Annotated in this window: 17 protein-coding genes and 12 pseudogenes; 17 read left to right on the forward strand and 12 right to left on the reverse strand. The window is 48.6% G+C overall.

Annotated features, from left to right (window positions below):
- Positions 1-18 precede the first annotated feature (18 nt).
- Entirely contained in the window at positions 19-1,149 is a 1,131-nt protein-coding gene (locus ACQGXV_RS29690; protein ID WP_440864047.1) for an AI-2E family transporter, read from the forward strand.
- A 6-nt stretch (positions 1,150-1,155) separates the two neighbouring features.
- Here ACQGXV_RS29690 and ACQGXV_RS29695 read toward each other — a convergent pair.
- A pseudogene (locus tag ACQGXV_RS29695) lies at positions 1,156-1,946 on the reverse strand (inositol monophosphatase family protein).
- 205 nt (positions 1,947-2,151) lie between these two features.
- Here ACQGXV_RS29695 and ACQGXV_RS29700 point away from each other — a divergent pair.
- The 3 genes and pseudogenes from ACQGXV_RS29700 to ACQGXV_RS29710 form a co-directional block, all read left to right on the forward strand.
- The gene (locus tag ACQGXV_RS29700) at positions 2,152-2,817 is read left to right on the forward strand and encodes an IS30 family transposase (RefSeq protein WP_440864048.1); all 666 of its coding nucleotides are present in this window, start codon (positions 2,152-2,154) and stop codon (positions 2,815-2,817) included.
- Between the two features lie 19 nt (positions 2,818-2,836).
- Positions 2,837-3,220, forward strand: coding sequence for an IS30 family transposase (locus ACQGXV_RS29705; RefSeq protein ID WP_440864049.1), 384 nt, complete (start codon positions 2,837-2,839; stop codon positions 3,218-3,220).
- Between the two features lie 39 nt (positions 3,221-3,259).
- A pseudogene (locus ACQGXV_RS29710) lies at positions 3,260-3,973 on the forward strand (IS256 family transposase); the annotation flags it as partial.
- A gap of 54 nt (positions 3,974-4,027) precedes the next feature.
- Here ACQGXV_RS29710 and ACQGXV_RS29715 read toward each other — a convergent pair.
- From ACQGXV_RS29715 to ACQGXV_RS29725, 3 genes and pseudogenes are all read right to left on the reverse strand, one after another.
- Positions 4,028-4,681: a glycoside hydrolase family 25 protein gene (locus ACQGXV_RS29715; protein WP_440864050.1), complete on the reverse strand. Its 654-nt coding sequence runs from the start codon at positions 4,679-4,681 to the stop codon at positions 4,028-4,030.
- Between the two features lie 9 nt (positions 4,682-4,690).
- Positions 4,691-4,981, reverse strand: a pseudogene (locus ACQGXV_RS29720) (IS30 family transposase); the annotation flags it as partial.
- Positions 4,982-5,389: 408 nt separating this feature from the next.
- Positions 5,390-5,980 (reverse strand): annotated as a pseudogene (locus ACQGXV_RS29725) (IS30 family transposase); the annotation flags it as partial.
- A gap of 66 nt (positions 5,981-6,046) precedes the next feature.
- Between ACQGXV_RS29725 and ACQGXV_RS29730 the strand changes: the two are divergent.
- Positions 6,047-6,325, forward strand: coding sequence for a transposase (locus tag ACQGXV_RS29730; RefSeq protein ID WP_440862591.1), 279 nt, complete (start codon positions 6,047-6,049; stop codon positions 6,323-6,325).
- A complete protein-coding gene (locus tag ACQGXV_RS29735) occupies positions 6,322-6,963 on the forward strand; it encodes an IS3 family transposase (RefSeq protein ID WP_440864051.1) in 642 nt (213 codons plus the stop codon). Before ACQGXV_RS29730 ends, ACQGXV_RS29735 begins: the two co-directional genes overlap by 4 nt.
- 6 nt (positions 6,964-6,969) lie before the next feature.
- Here the strand turns inward: ACQGXV_RS29735 and ACQGXV_RS29740 are convergent.
- A pseudogene (locus tag ACQGXV_RS29740) lies at positions 6,970-7,437 on the reverse strand (IS630 family transposase); the annotation flags it as partial.
- Positions 7,323-7,766 carry an IS630 transposase-related protein gene (locus tag ACQGXV_RS29745; RefSeq protein WP_440864052.1) on the reverse strand — a complete coding sequence of 148 codons (444 nt, stop codon included), beginning with the start codon at positions 7,764-7,766 and terminating at the stop codon, positions 7,323-7,325. The gene ACQGXV_RS29745 and the pseudogene ACQGXV_RS29740, both read right to left, overlap by 115 nt.
- A gap of 156 nt (positions 7,767-7,922) precedes the next feature.
- Between ACQGXV_RS29745 and ACQGXV_RS29750 the strand changes: the two are divergent.
- Both ACQGXV_RS29750 and ACQGXV_RS29755 read left to right on the forward strand, forming a co-directional pair.
- A pseudogene (locus ACQGXV_RS29750) lies at positions 7,923-8,162 on the forward strand (integrase core domain-containing protein); the annotation flags it as partial.
- A gap of 16 nt (positions 8,163-8,178) precedes the next feature.
- A pseudogene (locus ACQGXV_RS29755) lies at positions 8,179-8,394 on the forward strand (integrase core domain-containing protein); the annotation flags it as partial.
- A gap of 289 nt (positions 8,395-8,683) precedes the next feature.
- On the opposite strand, the pseudogene ACQGXV_RS29760 reads toward ACQGXV_RS29755, so the two are convergent.
- Positions 8,684-8,785, reverse strand: a pseudogene (locus ACQGXV_RS29760) (IS5/IS1182 family transposase); the annotation flags it as partial.
- Positions 8,786-9,027: 242 nt separating this feature from the next.
- Here ACQGXV_RS29760 and ACQGXV_RS29765 point away from each other — a divergent pair.
- A complete protein-coding gene (locus tag ACQGXV_RS29765) occupies positions 9,028-10,074 on the forward strand; it encodes a pentapeptide repeat-containing protein (RefSeq protein ID WP_440864053.1) in 1,047 nt (348 codons plus the stop codon).
- Between the two features lie 561 nt (positions 10,075-10,635).
- Here the strand turns inward: ACQGXV_RS29765 and ACQGXV_RS29770 are convergent.
- The 3 genes and pseudogenes from ACQGXV_RS29770 to ACQGXV_RS29780 form a co-directional block, all read right to left on the reverse strand.
- The gene (locus ACQGXV_RS29770; RefSeq protein WP_440864054.1) at positions 10,636-11,010 is read right to left on the reverse strand and encodes a trypsin-like serine protease; all 375 of its coding nucleotides are present in this window, start codon (positions 11,008-11,010) and stop codon (positions 10,636-10,638) included.
- A gap of 243 nt (positions 11,011-11,253) precedes the next feature.
- Positions 11,254-11,883: pseudogene (locus tag ACQGXV_RS29775) on the reverse strand (IS3 family transposase); the annotation flags it as partial.
- Between the two features lie 10 nt (positions 11,884-11,893).
- Positions 11,894-12,785: pseudogene (locus ACQGXV_RS29780) on the reverse strand (IS3 family transposase); the annotation flags it as partial.
- Positions 12,786-12,820: 35 nt separating this feature from the next.
- On the opposite strand from ACQGXV_RS29780, the gene ACQGXV_RS29785 reads away from it, so the two are divergent.
- The 3 genes from ACQGXV_RS29785 to ACQGXV_RS29795 all read left to right on the forward strand — a co-directional run bounded on the left by ACQGXV_RS29785 (position 12,821) and on the right by ACQGXV_RS29795 (position 13,841).
- Positions 12,821-13,186: an IS630 transposase-related protein gene (locus ACQGXV_RS29785; RefSeq protein WP_440862584.1), complete on the forward strand. Its 366-nt coding sequence runs from the start codon at positions 12,821-12,823 to the stop codon at positions 13,184-13,186.
- Positions 13,187-13,211: 25 nt separating this feature from the next.
- On the forward strand, positions 13,212-13,367 hold the full coding sequence (locus ACQGXV_RS29790) for a hypothetical protein (RefSeq protein ID WP_440867690.1): 156 nt from the start codon (positions 13,212-13,214) through the stop codon (positions 13,365-13,367).
- 201 nt (positions 13,368-13,568) lie between these two features.
- Positions 13,569-13,841 (forward strand): transposase, encoded by a 273-nt coding sequence (locus ACQGXV_RS29795; protein ID WP_440867691.1) that lies wholly within the window; start codon positions 13,569-13,571, stop codon positions 13,839-13,841.
- A 21-nt stretch (positions 13,842-13,862) separates the two neighbouring features.
- Here the strand turns inward: ACQGXV_RS29795 and ACQGXV_RS29800 are convergent.
- Positions 13,863-14,233 (reverse strand): annotated as a pseudogene (locus tag ACQGXV_RS29800) (transposase); the annotation flags it as partial.
- A 120-nt stretch (positions 14,234-14,353) separates the two neighbouring features.
- Between ACQGXV_RS29800 and ACQGXV_RS29805 the strand changes: the two are divergent.
- The 5 genes and pseudogenes from ACQGXV_RS29805 to ACQGXV_RS29825 all read left to right on the forward strand — a co-directional run bounded on the left by ACQGXV_RS29805 (position 14,354) and on the right by ACQGXV_RS29825 (position 16,781).
- A complete protein-coding gene (locus ACQGXV_RS29805) occupies positions 14,354-14,473 on the forward strand; it encodes a transposase (protein WP_440864055.1) in 120 nt (39 codons plus the stop codon).
- A gap of 123 nt (positions 14,474-14,596) precedes the next feature.
- Positions 14,597-14,830: a transposase gene (locus ACQGXV_RS29810; protein ID WP_440867693.1), complete on the forward strand. Its 234-nt coding sequence runs from the start codon at positions 14,597-14,599 to the stop codon at positions 14,828-14,830.
- Positions 14,803-15,468: pseudogene (locus tag ACQGXV_RS29815) on the forward strand (IS3 family transposase); the annotation flags it as partial. The gene ACQGXV_RS29810 and the pseudogene ACQGXV_RS29815, both read left to right, overlap by 28 nt.
- A 151-nt stretch (positions 15,469-15,619) precedes the next feature.
- Positions 15,620-15,784, forward strand: coding sequence for an IS3 family transposase (locus ACQGXV_RS29820; RefSeq protein ID WP_440867694.1), 165 nt, complete (start codon positions 15,620-15,622; stop codon positions 15,782-15,784).
- Between the two features lie 142 nt (positions 15,785-15,926).
- Complete coding sequence (locus tag ACQGXV_RS29825) at positions 15,927-16,781, forward strand: aldo/keto reductase (protein ID WP_440864056.1); 855 nt, start codon at positions 15,927-15,929, stop codon at positions 16,779-16,781.
- 106 nt (positions 16,782-16,887) lie between these two features.
- On the opposite strand, the gene ACQGXV_RS29830 is transcribed toward ACQGXV_RS29825, so the two are convergent.
- Entirely contained in the window at positions 16,888-17,757 is an 870-nt protein-coding gene (locus ACQGXV_RS29830) for a D-hexose-6-phosphate mutarotase (protein WP_440864057.1), read from the reverse strand.
- Between the last annotated feature and the right edge of the window lie 82 nt (positions 17,758-17,839).

The following is a 17,839-nucleotide window of genomic DNA, read 5'->3' on the forward strand; positions in this document are numbered from 1 at the left end:
AAGCCGCTATATTTTCTGTTGAAGAACAGACTGTCCGACGCGCATTTGCAAAAATGGATTTTATCGCGTGCGACAGGATTTAAACGTCGTGTTAACCCTAAGCAGGCCACCATGAAAACACCTGTATTTTCCGATGATATGTTGCTGAACCGCATGTTGCTGTTAGCCGCATTGGCTATCGTCATGATGGGGATCCATCTGGCGGCATCCATCCTCTCCATCATTCTGCTTTCCCTGTTTTTGGCTATCGTGCTTGAGCCGGTAGTGGCGCTATTGTGTCGTACGCGTCTACCGCGTTCACTGGTTGTGGTGTTGCTGGGCGGCGTATTGTTGATGCTGTTGGTTTACGTCCTGCTCCGAATGGTGGCGGCGTTGCCTGAGTTAAATCAAATGAGCCTGCAAATGCGCAGCCTGCTGACGCGTCAGCTTGCCGTCGGTATGGCACCATTGCAGGAATTAGGGCTAACACTGTCGCCGGAAGCGGCGATGTCGCTGATTGACCCTGGGCAATTTCTTGGACTGATCACCCGTATGCTCAGCAATGTATCCAGTTTTTTTTCATCGACACTGGTGGTGTTTCTGACCGTTATTTTCATGCTGATTGAGGTACCGGTATTAGTAGAGAAAACACAACGGTTGTTTCGCGCGGAATCCTCTGGCATGAAAGCCGTGCGGCGCGGCATTGATAGCGTAACGCAGTATCTGATGCTTAAAACGCTGATGAGCGTGTTAAACGGCGTAGCAACCTGGGTGCTGTTAACCATTTTGCAGGTTAAATTCGCCTTTATTTGGGCTGTGCTGGCCTTTCTGCTGAATTTTATTCCCGCGCTGGGATCTATTCTGGCGGCAGTGCCGCCTATCATTCAGGCATTTGCCTTTAACGGCATGAGTCCGGGTATGGCGGCACTGGCGGCATTTCTGATCATCAACCTGATATTGGGCTGGATTGTGGACCCATACCTGTGTGGCCGGAAGCTGAATATTGCCACCAGTGTGGTCTTGATTTCTCTGCTGGTGTGGCAGGGGTTGTTGGGACTGATCGGAATTTTGTTGGCCGTGCCACTGACCATGACGCTGAAGCTGATTGTCGAACAGGTTGATGGCGGCGCGCGTTGGGCGCGCCTGCTGGAGGGGGGAAAAGAAAACTAACGTCGGTCAGCCATTGAGTATGGCGAATACCTGCTGGTGAAGCTGCGGATCGCCTGAAGCAACAATATTCCCCCCGCCTTCAGGACGTCCGCCATCAAGGGTGGTCACGATGCCACCTGCCTGCTCAATGATCGGGATCAGCGCTGCGATATCATAAGGCTGCAGGCCATATTCCACTCTGATATCAATGTGTCCAGCGGCCACCATGGCCATGGCATAGCACTCTCCGCCATAACGGGTCATCAGGGTTTGCTGTGTCAGGGACGGAAAATAGATGCCAGGATGACGTGGAACCGGTTCGGGGGAGGTGGTGTGCAGAATAACTTGCGACAGCGATAGATTTTTACGCGTTTGCAACGCATGCTCACCGTAGGGGCCCCGATACCAAGATTGAATTCCATCGGCCCAGAAGCGTTCTTGCGTAAACGGCTGACTCATCATTCCCATAACGGCGCGCCGGTGATGCAGTAAACCCATCAACGTTCCCCACACGGGAATGCCGCACAGAAAGGGCCGGGTTCCGTCAACCGGATCTAATATCCATTGGGTTTCACCCTCGCCAACTGCGCTGAACTCCTCGCCCAAAATCGCATGTTCAGGGTAATGTGCGCTAATCAGTGCGCGAATGGCGCGCTCCGCTTCTCGATCGGCGTCGGTCACCGGGTCGAAGCGAAAACCTTCCTTTGGCTTATTGCCAATGTGAAGGTTTTGCGCTGAACGATAGCGAGGGAGGTTCTGCTCGGCTGCGGCATCGGCCAGCGTGTGAAAAAAGCAATATCAGGTAAGTTATGCACGATGATGTCCCTTCTAATGCAGTTCTAGTATTGGCAATGCCGCTGCTTGTTCAGCAACGCGCGCTTCTGTCGGTATTCAGGATTGCGCGTTTGCGCTATCCTGACACCATGAACTCGATGCCCCATTCCCACTCGAAACGCAACAAAGTGACCCACTGGCCAGAGTCGGATAAAATCACCGTTCTGGCCATACTGGAGAGCCTGTTGCATGCAGGGAAAACATCTGACTCAGAAAGAACGGTTCTACATCGAAAAGCGGCGTGGTGAAGGTGTCAACCAAGCTACCATCGCCAGAGAGCTTGCTCTGCCTCGCTCGACCATCAGCAGGGAACTCAGACGCAATACCGACCCTACTTTCAATGGTGTCTACTGCTGTAGAAGGGCGGACACTCTGGCCCGGGAACGCCGTCATAAGCCTCTGCCAAACAATGCTTTTTACCCGTTGGAGCCACACATTCAGAACTTCATCAGGCAGGCGCTTTCCACTCACTCTTCACCTGAAATCATCAGTGGCCGTTTGCACCTGGAATTCGGTATATCTGTCAGCAAGAATACGCTATATCGCTATATCCTGCAGGAGAGACAGGCTGGCGGGGAGCTATATCAGCAACTTCCTCATCGGGGAAAACGTTACAGGTACAATGCCGAAAACCTCAAATCAGGCCCTATTCCCAACCGTGTTGGTATTGAGTATCGCCCAGCTCAAGCCGAGCTTAAACAGGAGCCTGGCCACTTCGAAATTGACACTATTTTTGGCAAAGACCAGAAGTCATTCTTGTTAACCATCGTAGATATAGCCAAGCGACATTATTTTGATAACAGCCAGCTATGCTTCTTTGCCGCATATCAGGGCATAGGATGTAATCATTTTTAAGTCGGTTGGCTATAAAGCATTGAAAACCGTCATCATTCGCAAACTGCCTAATAAGCGTGCGGAGACTGTGGTTGCTGCTTTCAGGGACATTGAAGCTAATACCTTTTGCAAGTTTAAGACCCTAACAGCTGATAACGGCCCTGAATTCGCTCTGCACGAGCAAATTACTCAAATCACAGGGGCGCAGGTCTACTTTGCCCATCCTTATCATTCCTGGGAGAGGGGCTTGAATGAGCACACCAACGGGCTGATACGACGTTTTTACCCAAAGGGAACAGACTTCAGTCAGGTCAGTCATCGTAAGATTGCCGAACTCGAACACATACTCAATACAAGGGGCAGAAAATCGCTGGGCTATCGTTCTCCCAATGAGGTATTTTTAACGCACTTACTGGTGGCATAAGCCTCTACCGCTTTGTTGCGTTTCGAGTGGGAATGGGGCATTATTTCTCTCTATTCCAGAGGGCTATCAACCCGTGATATTCAGGCTCACTTTAAAGAAGTCTACGGGGTCGATGTTTCTGCTGGCTTCATTTCTCAAGTGACCAATGCCGTGATGGATGAAGTTAAGCGCTGGCAGCAACGGCCGCTGGATGCGTTTTATCCCATTGTTTACCTTGACTGTATTGTGGTCAAAAGCCAGGACGGCAGAGCCGTGACCAACAAGTCTGTTTACTTGGCTCTAGGCATCAACGGCCAGGGCGAAAAAGAGCTGCTGGGGCTATGGATAGCCAAAACCGAGGGGGCCAAGTTCTGGTTATCTGTAATGACAGAACTGAAAAATCGTGGGCTACATGACATCTTCATCGCCTGCTGCGATGGCCTGAAGGGCTTTCCTGATGCCATTGAAGCTGTTTACCCGCATACGCGGGTACAGCTCTGCATCGTGCATCAGGTGCGTAACAGCATGCGGCTCGTCTCCTGGAAGGACTACAAAGCCGTCACTCGCGACCTGAAAGCCATCTATCAGGCTTCCACGGAAGAATCAGGCCAGCAGGCGCTGGAAGCGTTCGCCAGCGCATGGGACAGCCGCTACCCGCATATAAGCCGGAGCTGGCAGACAAACTGGGCCAACCTGGCGACGTTCTTCGCTTACCCGGCAGACATACGCAAGGTGATCTACACAACGAATGCCATAGAGTCGCTGAACAGCGTGAACATCATGTCGGCTAACTCTGATTTATTCAACAAAGCCGGTAATTACACAAATTTATGTACAGGCTCTTTTTACCCAATCTAAGTCCACTACATTTTCAGTAATGCCGCTAATTTTCCCCTTGGAGCTATACTGCCACCATGACCAACTTTTAGCTGCATTTTTCCATGTCAAAGGAAGCTGGGGTGTCTCTACATTCCAGTTAGCAACCCAGAGAGGATATATACTAAAATCATATTTATCCCACTTAATACCACTATCCCAATACGATGGCGAGCAATATATAAGTGTAGTTTGGCAAGAAAAATCTGAATTTTTACTGACAAGATCTAATAATGCATGCAAATTGTCCGCCATTTGTTCTGGCGTTGCTGTTTCATTACGTGATTTTTCAACATCAATCGCCAGTGAATTTTTGGTTGAATCAAAATCAACAGAAGATAATACATTTTTGATGTTATTAAACTGTTCTTCTGGCGTACTGCTTAGTGCCCTGAAATAATGATAACAATTAACGTTAATATTTTCAATCTTCGCTTTATTCCAGTTTTCAACGAATTTAGGGTCGACATAAGTCCCTCCTTCGGTCATTCTTATGAATGCATGTTTAACACCACTTTTAGCTACGGATCCCCAGTCAATAGCCCCTTGCCATTTTGATACATCAATACCTTTATCGAAAACATTATCATTATTGAAAGAATTCATATTTATTCCTTATTGATCACAGGCAGATTCAACTATTAAGGTGCAGAGCAAAGCCGCCTGTCTTTGCTCTGCAAAGAGCACTGAACGTGGCCTGAAGCCAAGGCATTTTCGTGGCCTGCTATTCAGCGCTCCTTGGTACTTGCGGAGCTCGTCATCCGTTACCGTCCTTAGGTCAGTCCCTTTCGAGATAAACTGTCTCAGTAGCCCATTGGTGTTCTCGTTCAACCCGCGCTCCCAGGAGGCGTAAGGGTGAACGAAGTAGGTTTCCGATTCCAACGCAACGGCGATTTCTTTGTGCTGAGGCTTTGTTGAATAATTTAACATGCTGATTTACATAATTATTATAACACTTCAACAACTAAGTTTTCCAGCCGTAATGCTTTTTATTGTGCTAACTACTTGATTTGTCGTTCTAACAAAATACAGTCTCTGTACATGCATTCTACCTAAAGAAGATGTAAATCAAACGGTTAAATTATTCAACAAAGCCTTGTGCTGAGTAAACTCTCTGCCATTGTCGAACGTTATGGTATGGCAGACGTCCTTATAGCCATACCGTTATACACATTTTTTGCCCGTTTTTTGAGCAACCTACTTGGGAGCCCGTGAATTACTATATACCAACCACCTTACTGGCTTTTTTGGTGTTTGATCATCACTACGAATTATACTAATAAGTAATTGATTAATAAGTTATAAATTAATATATGTATAACGGTATGCCTTATAGCTCCTCAGCATCGAGATAATGGCAGCAGCCACTTCGGTTGAGGTCTTTAGAAAAGACCTTTTAGTCAGATAAATGCGGTTTTTACGCTCGGCCAACGTCACGATGGCACCAGTGCCTTGCTTGCCCAGTACAAAGTCTGCTTCCCTATCCCCTACGGGGCTACGGTCATGAAAGACCAGCGGCCGTTTCTCGATGGAGACAGCGTCAGGTATAGGGCTTCACTTTTTGCCGTAGCGTTTGCGATACCTACGTTTACCCTGGCGTAGGGACTTGTACAGGTCTCCACCAACGGCTTTATAGCTAGCCACGTGCTGGTAGCTCCACTCGTGGCTAACCGGCCTGCCGATGATATCGCCAATGGTACTGATCTGTTCCGGACTCCATAGCCAGTTAAGCGCTTCTTCGACAAAGAAGACCGTGTCTTCATGTATCTGGCGTTTGCCGGGAGTTTTACGCCGGTAGTCGCTGAGCTTCTGCGCGACGGCTGGCTGGTAGCCATCTACAGAGCAATTACGCCGTAGCTCGCGGGATACCGTTGACTTACTGACGCCTAACCGGCAGCCAAACTCGGCCTGACTAACTGTAGTGGTTGAATAATCAGGACACTAAACTTACATCCAAAACGGAGGTGTTTAGTGAACCATAAACGACAATTTACCCCTGAGTTTAAAAAGGAAGCCGTTGCCCTGGTAACAGAGCAGGGCTATACGATAGCCAGGGCAGCAGCATCGCTGGGCATAAGCAACAAAACCCTGCATACATGGGTCTCGCTGGCACGCGAGCAAAGCAACGGCGTACTCAGCGATGATGAACGTGCAGAGTTAAAACGGTTACAAAAGGAAAACAAAGAGTTACGTACAGAGAAGGAGATACTAAAAAAGGCGAGTGCCTTCTTCGCGAAACATATGTCGTGAGATACCGGTTCATTCTCGACAATGCCACTGACTTCAGCGTTCGTACACTCTGTCGGGTCATGCGTGTGACGGCCTCTGCCTGGTATGCATGGCGAAAAAAGCCCGCCGAACCGCTGCAAAAAGACGTGGAGGTCCGGGTCAGGTTAAAGGCGCTGTTCGCCGCCAGCAGGCAGGGAGCAGGAAGCCGGACGCTGGTCAAAAGGCTTCGTGGAGAAGGCATCATAATCAGCCGCTGGCGGGTGAGGAAACTCATGCAGGAAGAGGGGCTGGTCTGCCGACAGCGCCGGACTTATAAGGTCACGACAAAACCCCGCCCGGGTGCAGAGGTGGCCCCAGACCTGCTGAACCAGAATTTTAACCCGCCGGGGCCAAATCAGGTGTGGGCGAGTGATATCACGTATCTGAAGACCGGTGAAGGCTGGCTGTATCTGGCGGCTATTATGGATTTGTACTCCCGGCAGATAGTGGGCTGGCAGGTGGACAGACGGATGACCTCATCGCTGGTCTGCGGGGCCCTGATGAAGGCATATAACCTGCGAACTCCCCCGCCGGGCCTGGTGGTGCATACGGACAGGGGGGCGCAGTACACGGGACAACGCTTTCAGGCGCTGCTGAGCAGGTATAGCCAAGCGACTTAATTTTGATTACACCATATGGACTGAGAACAAACTCTCTGTATCGCAACCCATCTCTCTTTTTTTGCTTTTTGCTTGTGCCCATTTATGCTCAATTGGGTTAAGATCTGGCGAATATGTAGGCAAATACTCCACCATATACCCTGCATCGATGATGACTTGTTGAATATTATGTTTTTTGTGAAAAGTGGCATTGTCCATCATGATTACACTGTTTTTAGGGAGTACTGGGATAAGGACTTGTGTGACCCAGGCATAGAAAACATCGCTGTTAATATTGATATCAAATAATCCGATAGCAAACAGCGTTGTGCCTAATAAAGCGCCGATAACATTTGTTCTTCCCCTAGCTCCCCAGTTCTTCAGGCCAAAACACCGTTGACCTTTTGGGGAATAGCCGTGAGTCCGTGGGGTATCGTGTGAAAAACCACTTTCATCAATAAAAACAATAGGTTTACCTTCTTTTTCATACTGTTGTTTTTTTTGTTGAAATCCCTGCCGGGCGTTTTCGTCGGCTTTCGGATGACGTAGCGTTTTTTTTTATAGGTCAATCCCAGCTTTTTAAGCGCTTGCCAAATGGCCTTCTGACAAACGCCAAAACGCTCTGCACGTTCTTTTTGGTAAGCATCTGGATATTGTTCAACATCTTTTATCAACTCGGATTTATCGATCTTTCGCTGACGCGTGGTCGATGCTTTTGACTCTATTTGATTAATCCAACGCGATACAGAGGCAGGGCCAATCCGAAATTGCTTCGCTGTTTCTCGGATACTCAACCCTTCGTTTTTCCGTGTAGATATAGCCAACCGACTTAAAAATGATTACATCCTATGCCCTGATATGCGGCAAAGAAGCATAGCTGGCTGTTATCAAAATAATGTCGCTTGGCTATATCACTTTACGTCTAAAATCAATTGAATAGCTCATTTAAATAATGTAATCAAAATTAAGTCGTTTAGCTATACAGGCTGAGGAGCAGTATGGGAGACGTGGGTGCCTGCTGGGATAATGCGGTGATGGAGCGCTTCTGGGGCAGTCTGAAACATGAATGGTTGCTGCTGGTACCCCAGCCAACACGGGCTTACATGGAGCATGATGTGGCGATGTATATCCGCTACTACAATCTAGACAGGCATCATGCCGCTAACGGGGATCTGTCTCCGGTGCGTGATGAACAAATGGCTGAGAAAAAAGTGTCCTGATTTACTTGACCAGTGCAATAGTCCGATGGAGCGATTCTTCCGTAGTCTGAAGACTGAATGGGTGCCAACGACTGGCTACCAAAGCTTTAGTACTGCTCAATCATCCATTATTCGCTACATAACCCATTATTATAGCGATGTCAGACCTCACTGGTATAACGGTGGGTTAACACCAAATGAATCAGAACGGCTGTTCCATCAACAGTCAGGTAGGGTGGCCAAATTTAGTTGACAACTACAGAGAACCGTAGCCACTGACATCCATCCCACCGTGCTTTTTGATAGTTGCCGTTATTTTGTACATAAGTCTCTCTCAGGTCGTTTATGCTGCTACAATGTTCATCATGACGCCTAAGAGCCGTGGAAACAGGCTATCATAGAAGTGTGGCTGTGTCTGGCGCGGATTATTCGGGTCAGTCAGGTTCTTACCAAACTGCAAGACTTTCTCCGTTAGCGACCAGAACAGCTTCTCTTTGTCGGGATGCTTGCTGCTGGGACGTGACTTGCGCTCAGCGAATCAGAGCCATCGCAGGCGTTTGAAACCAGACTGTCAATGAAACGCGCTGCCTGAGTGCTTTGTTGTATGCAGGCCAGTTGGTGATTTTAAACTTTTGCTTTGCCATAGGGACCCGATGATGAAACGACTGTAGCGATCAGATCCCCCAATCACCTAAAAGTTCGATTTATTCAACAAAACCAACCAGACCCAAAAATTATCAAGTTAAATCCCCGTGGATAATTTAAAAAATTTTAAATGGTTATTAATTAATACCACCTAATATGAATATAGGTTAATATAATGCCAATTAACACATCACCAAGCTCTATATTACAAAATGTATCCGCGTCAATGACAAGTAGTTCTATGGAAGATATATCTTCATCAAAAGATATTCTCGAACACGTCATCAATTTTATGTCCTTCGGTAGGATGCCGAAAGATGAAGGAATTTTACATAATCAAATAATGGAAAAAATAGAAATCGCTTTTGAAGAAAAAAAACATAAATTTCAAGAAATTCTATGTGGCGAAGAAATACTCTTAAATGACATTAATGGATGCAAAGTATCATTTTGTTACATGGAACTAACAGAAAAATTTATTGTAGAAGTAAAAACGACATATAAATCAGAAAGACAAGAAATTAATGATAAAGGATTTTTTAATATATTTCAAGCGATAAGATTGAAGACATTGCTCAACATTAACTATATTAAAGATATATTAACCGATGATGGGATTCTCAACCTGAAAGGAGTTAACCTGAGCGGTGCTAAACTGTACCATGCTTATCTGGTAGATGCAGATCTAAGCGATGCTAACCTGAGCAACGCTTACTTGGAACACGCTATACTATTCAATGCTAACCTGAGCAACGCTGATCTGAGATATGCTAACCTGAGTGATAATCACCTGGAAGCCGCTAATCTGAGCAACGCTAACCTGGAAAACGCTGACCTGAATGATGTTAGCCTGGAGCATGCTAACCTGAGCAACGCTAACCTGAGGAAAACTAATCTAAGGTACGCTAACCTGAGCAATGCTGACCTGAGCGGCGCTAACCTGGAAAATGCTGACCTGGTCAACGCTAACCTGGACTTCGCTGACCTGAGGAACGCTAATCTGAGCAATGCTAACCTGACTGATGTTAGCCTGGAGCATGCTAATCTGAGGAACGCTAACCTGAGGAACGCTAACCTGAGTAAAGCTAACCTGAGCAATGCTGACCTGAGCAATGCTGACCTGATTCGGGCTGACCTGAGCAAAGCTGACCTGAGAAAAGCTGAACTGGGCAACGCTAACCTGACAAAAGCTGACCTGTGGGAGGCTAGGATGGACGACAATATACTGAATCAGCTGAGCGACTCTTTGTTTCAGGAAAGCAAGGCGGAGAAGCTAAACGGAGGCTAATCCGGGCACCTGAATTTGCAGGTGCAGATCGACTATAGCGCATGGGTTATCCTTGCGTCAATCTGGTGGTTTATGCCGCTACACCGTTCATCATGACGCCTAAGAGACGTGTAAACAGGCTGTCGTAGAAGTGTGGCTGTGTCTGGTGCTGATTGACTGGGTCAGTGAAATTCTTGCCAAACTGCAAGCCTTTTTCTGCTAGCGACCAGAACAATTTCTCTTTGTCGGGATGCTTGCTGCTGGGACGTGACTTGCGCTCAGCGAGTCCGAGCAATTGCAGGCGCTTGAAACCAGACTGTCAATGAACAGCGCTGCTCGAGAGCATTGTTATAGACGGACCAGTTGGTGATTTTAAACGTTTGCTTTGCCATGGGAACCCGATGCTGAAAAGACTGTAGTGTTCAGATCCGTCATTCGCCTAAAAGCTTGATTTATGCAACAAAGCCAGATCAGGCCTGAGCTAGTACAAATTATTTAGAGACAAGTCGAAGAACTATTGACAATTTCGAGTTTTTCGAGGTGCCCATTAGTCAAAAATCAGTGTTGCAAAAATGGGAGTGACTATAGATTCCTAACCATGACAGCCGCCCCGCTCGCTTTCATCAGGCAGTGGGGCGGCCATACGCCTCTCTCGTCGGTCGGCGCCAGTTCCGTCCCAGCGTTTTCACCGTCTGGGGAGAGCGAATTGTCCTCGCCTACAGCGGTGGGAAGGTCGGCGGGCGCGAGGTTGTAGCTAAACAGCTCGTGCAACACTTGCGCCATTGGCGTGTAGAAGACGATTGAACGGCCGTTAGGCTCGCCGGAGGAGATGATCCCGATCAGATGCCGATCGTAGGTGACGACTGGTCCGCCGGAGTCGCCGTTGTCGATGCGATTGAGCTCGGACCCGTTCGCGGCATCGATGTGCTGATAAGCCGGTCTCCATATTCCCGGCACGAGAGACATGCCTCGCCACACGCAGCTGACGCCGGTGTGCCAACCGCTTGTGCAGAACTGCTCATTCGGCGCGTTCGACCACCCGGTAAAGCAAGTCGCGCTTCCCGCCCGGCACGCGGCATGAAGACCTGGTTGTTTGCTCGAGGGATGTAGGCCTGGAGCGGATTGCAGAACACCGCGCTGCGGTGGGCGGCGCAGTACAGCGCCGACGGGCCCTGCTGGGGCGTGCACTGGTCAAGTAAATCAGGACACTTTTTTCTCAGCCATTTGTTCATAACGCACCGGAGACAGATCCCCGTTAGCGGCATGATGCCTGTGTAGGTTGTAGTAGCGGATATACGTCGCCACATCATGCTCCATGTAAGCCCGTGTTGGCTGGGGTACCAGCAGCAACCATTCATGTTTCAGACTGCCCCAGAAGCGCTTCATCACCGCATTATCCCAGCAGGCACCCACGTCTCCCATACTGCTCCTCAGCCTGTAGCTGCTCAGCAGCGCCTGAAAGCGTTGTCCCGTGTACTGCGCCCCCCTGTCCGTATGCACCACCAGGCCCGGCGGGGGAGTTCGCAGGTTATATGCCTTCATCAGGGCCCCGCAGACCAGCGATGAGGTCATCCGTCTGTCCACCTGCCAGCCCACTATCTGCCGGGAGTACAAATCCATAATAGCCGCCAGATACAGCCAGCCTTCACCGGTCTTCAGATACGTGATGTCACTCGCCCACACCTGATTTGGCCCCGGCGGGTTAAAATTCTGGTTCAGCAGGTTTGGGGCCACCTCTGCACCCGGGCGGGGTTTTGTCGTGACCTTATAAGTCCGGCGCTGTCGGCAGACCAGCCCCTCTTCCTGCATGAGTTTCCTCACCCGCCAGCGGCTGTAGTGGTCAACTAAATTTGGCCACCCTACCTGACTGTTGATGGAACAGCCGTTCTGATTCATTTGGTGTTAACCCACAGTTATACCAGTGAGGTCTGACATCGCTATAATAATGGGTTATGTAGCGAATAATGAATGATTGAGCAGTACTAAAGCTTTGGTAGCCAGTCGTTGGCACCCATTCAGTCTTCAGACTACGGAAGAATCGCTCCATCGGACTATTATCCCAACAATTTCCTCTGCGACTCATACTTTGGGTCATCTGATAACGCCACAATGCCTGCCTATACTGACGACTGGTGTAATGGCTTCCTTGGTCACTATGAAACATGACTTGTTTGGGATGCCCACGCAGTTCCCAAGCCATTTGTAGTGCTTTGGCTGTTAATTCTGAATCTGGCGAAAACGACATTGCCCAACCCACGGGTTTTCGGGCAAATAAATCTAATACCACCGCCAGATACGCCCATCGGTCGCCTGTCCAAATATAGGTTACATCGCCGCACCAAACCTGGTCAGGCTTGGTAACAGCGAACTGCCTATTGAGCAGATTTGGAATATCAATACGTTCATTTCCACCGCGGTTGTATAGCCAAGCGACATTATTTTGATAACAGCCAGCTATGCTTCTTTGCCGCATATCAGGGCATAGGATGTAATCATTTTTAAGTCGGTTGGCTATATTGATGTTTTCTTGTTTGGCAACTAACGAGGGTTAATTCTTTCATCAACTTACCCGCTAACCACCGCCCAAGTTTCACGTCGTGTGTATTGGTAACCATCGTGGCGATAGTCCTTGCGCCCGCAGACCCGCCACTAACGTTCCACGCTTCGCTGACCAGGCTACGTTTTATCGTCCGCTCAATATCTGGCTTCTTAGGTCGACACCAATAGCGATATAGCTAAACGACTTAATTTTGATTACATTATTTAAATGAGCTATTCAATTGATTTTAGACGTAAAGTGATATCTACACGGAAAAACGAAGGGTTGAGTATCCGAGAAACAGCGAAGCAATTTCGGATTGGCCCTGCCTCTGTATCGCGTTGGATTAATCAAATAGAGTCAAAAGCATCGACCACGCGTCAGCGAAAGATCGATAAATCCGAGTTGATAAAAGATGTTGAACAATATCCAGATGCTTACCAAAAAGAACGTGCAGAGCGTTTTGGCGTTTGTCAGAAGGCCATTTGGCAAGCGCTTAAAAAGCTGGGATTGACCTATAAAAAAAACTCTACGTCATCCGAAAGCCGACGAAAACGCCCGGCAGGGATTTCAACAAAAAAAACAACAGTATGAAAAAGAAGGTAAACCTATTGTTTTTATTGATGAAAGTGGTTTTTCACACGATGCCCCACGGACTCACGGCTATTCCCCAAAAGGTCAACTGTGTTTTGGCCTGAAGAACTGGGGAGCTAGGGGAAGAACAAATGTTATCGGCGCTTTATTAGGGGCTTTGTTGAATAATTTAACCGTTTGATTTACATCTTCTTTAGTTAGAATGCATTTACAGAGAATGTATTTTGTTAGAACGACAAATCAAATAGTTAGCACAATAAAAAGCATTCCGAGAGGAAAAATTAGTCGTTGAAATTTTATAATGCTTATATAAATCAGTATCTTAAATTATTCAACAAAGCCTTTATTAGGCACAACGCTGTTTGCTATCGGATTATTTGATATCAATATTAACAGCGATGTTTTCTATGCCTGGGTCACACAAGTCCTTATCCCAGTACTCCCTAAAAACAGTGTAATCATGATGGACAATGCCACTTTTCACAAAAAACATAATATTCAACAAGTCATCATCGATGCAGGGTATATGGTGGAGTATTTGCCTACATATTCGCCAGATCTTAACCCAATTGAGCATAAATGGGCACAAGCAAAAAGCAAAAAAAGAGAGATGGGTTGCGATACAGAGAGTTTGTTCTCAGTCCATATGGTGTAATCAAAATTAAGTCGCTTGGCTATAACTGCTTCTGTGAACATTAAAAATACGACACAACGCTTTCACTGGATAAAGCGCTCTTAGCTTTTCAACTACCGAGAATTTTTCAGTGAGTCGGACATTAAGAGCGCAGTAGTCTTTTTTAAGATGGCATTCTCCATTTCCAGTCGGTGGATTTTTTTCTTCATTTCTCTGAACTCAATTTGTTCAGGTGTTAATGGCAGACAAGGCGATGTTTTCCCTTGACGTTCTAAACGAAGGGCTCTTACCCACCGGCTAATCGCTGAAAGACTGACGTTCATGGCTTTCGCGGCTTCCTGGTAGGTATAATTTTGGTCAAGGACTAATTTGGCGGTTTCACATTTAAATTCAGCAGTAATTATTTTACTCATTTTGGCACCTATAAAAATTATGAGGTAAGCATATCACCTCTACTTAGGTGGCCAAATTCAGTATGCTGTAGTGGTTGAATAATCAGGACACTAAACTTACATCCAAAACGGAGGTGTTTAGTGAACCATAAACGACAATTTACCCCTGAGTTTAAAAAGGAAGCCGTTGCCCTGGTAACAGAGCAGGGCTATACGATAGCCAGGGCAGCAGCATCGCTGGGCATAGGCTTTGTTGAATAATTTAAGATACTGATTTATATAAGCATTATAAAATTTCAACGACTAATTTTTCCTCTCGGAATGCTTTTTATTGTGCTAACTATTTGATTTGTCGTTCTAACAAAATACATTCTCTGTAAATGCATTCTAACTAAAGAAGATGTAAATCAAACGGTTAAATTATTCAACAAAGCCCTGGGCATAAGCAACAAAACCCTGCATACATGGGTCTCGCTGGCACGCGAGCAGAGCAACGGCGTACTCAGCGATGATGAACGTGCAGAGTTAAAACGGTTACAAAAGGAAAACAAAGAGTTACGTACAGAGAAGGAGATACTAAAAAAGGCGAGTGCCTTCTTCGCGAAACATATGTCGTGAGATACCGGTTCATTCTCGACAATGCCACTGACTTCAGCGTTCGTACACTCTGTCGGGTCATGCGTGTGACGGCCTCTGCCTGGTATGCATGGCGAAAAAAGCCCGCCGAACCGCTGCAAAAAGACGTGGAGGTCCGGGTCAGGTTAAAGGCGCTGTTCGCCGCCAGCAGGCAGGGAGCAGGAAGCCGGACGCTGGTCAAAAGGCTTCGTGGAGAAGGCATCATAATCAGCCGCTGGCGGGTGAGGAAACTCATGCAGGAAGAGGGGCTGGTCTGCCGACAGCGCCGGACTTATAAGGTCACGACAAAACCCCGCCCGGGTGCAGAGGTGGCCCCAGACCTGCTGAACCAGAATTTTAACCCGCCGGGGCCAAATCAGGTGTGGGCGAGTGATATCACGTATCTGAAGACCGGTGAAGGCTGGCTGTATCTGGCGGCTATTATGGATTTGTACTCCCGGCAGATAGTGGGCTGGCAGGTGGACAGACGGATGACCTCATCGCTGGTCTGCGGGGCCCTGATGAAGGCATATAACCTGCGAACTCCCCCGCCGGGCCTGGTGGTGCATACGGACAGGGGGGCGCAGTACACGGGACAACGCTTTCAGGCGCTGCTGAGCAGCTATAGCCAACCGACTTAAAAATGATTACATCCTATGCCCTGATATGCGGCAAAGAAGCATAGCTGGCTGTTATCAAAATAATGTCGCTTGGCTATACAGGCTGAGGAGCAGTATGGGAGACGTGGGTGCCTGCTGGGATAATGCGGTGATGGAGCGCTTCTGAGGCAGTCTGAAACATGAATGGTTGCTGCTGGTACCCCAGCCAACACGGGCTTACATGGAGCAGGATGTGGCGACGTATATCCGCTACTACAACCTAGACAGGCATCATGCCGCTAACGGGGATCTGTCCCCGGTGCGTTATGAACAAATGGCTGAGAAAAAAGTGTCCTGATTTACTTGACCAGTGCACTAACGCCTGATGCGCTAAAACAGGGCAAATGCCGCACAACAATGGGGTGATTTCACCCCATTTGCACGTTTTGGGCGCGCTGTGGCTCAGCTAGGGTAGCTAACAGGATGCAAGGAGGATAGCGATGACAACCCGACAGATTCGATTTCCTGATGGTTCAACGCTGCCCGCTATCGGGCAGGGCACGTGGTTTATGGGGGAAGCGGTCAGTGAGAAGGCGCATGAAATAAAGGCCTTGCAGGCAGGGCTCGATCTCGGGCTCAGGCTTATTGATACCGCAGAAATGTACGCCGACGGTGGTGCGGAGAGCGTGGTGGGTGCTGCACTGCGCGGGCGGCGTGATGCAGCGTTTCTGGTCTCTAAAGTCTATCCCCACAATGCGGGCGGCACGAAAGCTATTGAAGCCTGTGAGCGCAGCCTGAAACGGTTGCAAACCGACGTGCTGGATTTATACTTGCTACACTGGCGCGGTGGTATCCGGTTGGAAGAGACCATCACGGCGATGGAGGCGCTGCAACAGGCAGGCAAGATTCGTCAGTGGGGGTGGGCCAATCTGGACGTGACGGACATAAATGAACTCTGGTCCTTGTCGGGCGGTGAGCATTGCATGACCAATCAGGTGCTCTATCACGTTGCCTCGCGCTGCATTGAGTTTGATTTACTGGCCTGGTGTCAGGCGCGTGCCGTGCCGGTGATGGCCTACTGTCCATTAGCACAAGCGGGTACGCTTTGCCGCAACCTGTTTTCTCACCCGGTGATAACGCGTATGGCAGACAAATACCAGGCGACCTCCGCTCAAATTATGTTGGCATGTGTATTGCTTCAACCCGGCGTGATGGCTATTCCGAAAGCGAGTTCGGTGGCCCACGTTGAAGAAAACGCACGCGCGCTCACGTTGGAATTGGACAGCGTTGATATCGCTGCGCTGGATGCCGCTTTTCCCGCACCGACCAGTAAGCAGCCGTTGGATGTTGTGTAGCGTGATAGGGCAATGAGGCTCAATGGGTTAGCATTACGTGACTAACGCCGCCCGCATGACTGCGAGCGGCGATTTCGGATCTACGGACGTAAACCCGTTTTGCTAATCAACGTGTTACGCTGATCACCGTAGTCAAACGCGCCGGTGCGGCCGGTGTAGCAACAAACGGCTGAGTCACGCGTGCCGTTTCCACGCAAACAAAGGTTTTATAACCGTCATCCGGCATATCAGCGATGGATTTAGACACTTCTGCCGCCGGGTTCCAGGCAACTGCATCGCTGTGGTGCGTGTGGTGCACGTCGATAGTGCGTTTCAGCGTTGGGTCCACGATGCTGCTTACTGCCTGCGGATGCGTATAGATACGATCGGTACGGTCGGTGAATGTCAGATCGCCACCTTGCGTCGTCAACTTGCCTTGATTGACCTTATCGATAAAGGTATCGCCCAAACCACTGACGTGGATATGGTCAATGTCACCAATCTGGAAGTAGGTGTGCAAGGCGCTGGTGATGCTGTAATCGCCCTGCGCTTCTAATTCGATCGTGCAGGTTTTACCCAATTTGTAGCGCGCTGTCAGCGTGAAAGCATGTGGCCAGCTTGCCAACGTCTCCGGCGTATCACGCAGGGTGAAGGTCAGTTCAACACCGTTAGCATCTTCACGGTGCGCGGTGAATTCCCACGGCAGCAAACGGGCAAAACCGTGGTTAGGTTCCGCGAACGGACCAAACCATGGGAAGCAGATTGGCACGCCACCGCGGATGGCGACGCCCTCAGCGAACGGCGTGTTGTCGCTCAACCACAGTACGGGGGTTTCACCCTGCGGCTGCCAATGCAGCAGATGCGCACCTTGCAGCGTTACGGCAGCACGCACCTGCGGATGATCAACGACAATAACCGGCAGTTGGTCTATCTGACGTTGACTGAGCGTGGATGAAATTTCAGATTTGATGGGAAGTGAAAAAATTTTATCGTTCATGATGTTACCTTGTTTTATTTGTATTTCGTGTTGCATCATGGCGGAACGCAGCTAATAAAAAGAGCGACATCATGTCGCCCCT

Source organism: Symbiopectobacterium purcellii (genome assembly GCF_052050035.1).
GTDB lineage: Bacteria > Pseudomonadota > Gammaproteobacteria > Enterobacterales > Enterobacteriaceae > Symbiopectobacterium > Symbiopectobacterium purcellii_A.

What these genes read in the sequence shown, in the direction of transcription:
- ACQGXV_RS29700 (WP_440864048.1), top strand. Translation starts at nt 2,152, where the DNA reads ATGCAGGGAAAACATCTGACTCAGAAAGAACGGTTCTACATCGAAAAG.
- ACQGXV_RS29715 (WP_440864050.1), bottom strand. Translation starts at nt 4,681, where the DNA reads ATGAATTCTTTCAATAATGATAATGTTTTCGATAAAGGTATTGATGTA.
- ACQGXV_RS29765 (WP_440864053.1), top strand. Translation starts at nt 9,028, where the DNA reads ATGGAAGATATATCTTCATCAAAAGATATTCTCGAACACGTCATCAAT.
- ACQGXV_RS29785 (WP_440862584.1), top strand. Translation starts at nt 12,821, where the DNA reads ATGAGCTATTCAATTGATTTTAGACGTAAAGTGATATCTACACGGAAA.
- ACQGXV_RS29825 (WP_440864056.1), top strand. Translation starts at nt 15,927, where the DNA reads ATGACAACCCGACAGATTCGATTTCCTGATGGTTCAACGCTGCCCGCT.
- ACQGXV_RS29830 (WP_440864057.1), bottom strand. Translation starts at nt 17,757, where the DNA reads ATGAACGATAAAATTTTTTCACTTCCCATCAAATCTGAAATTTCATCC.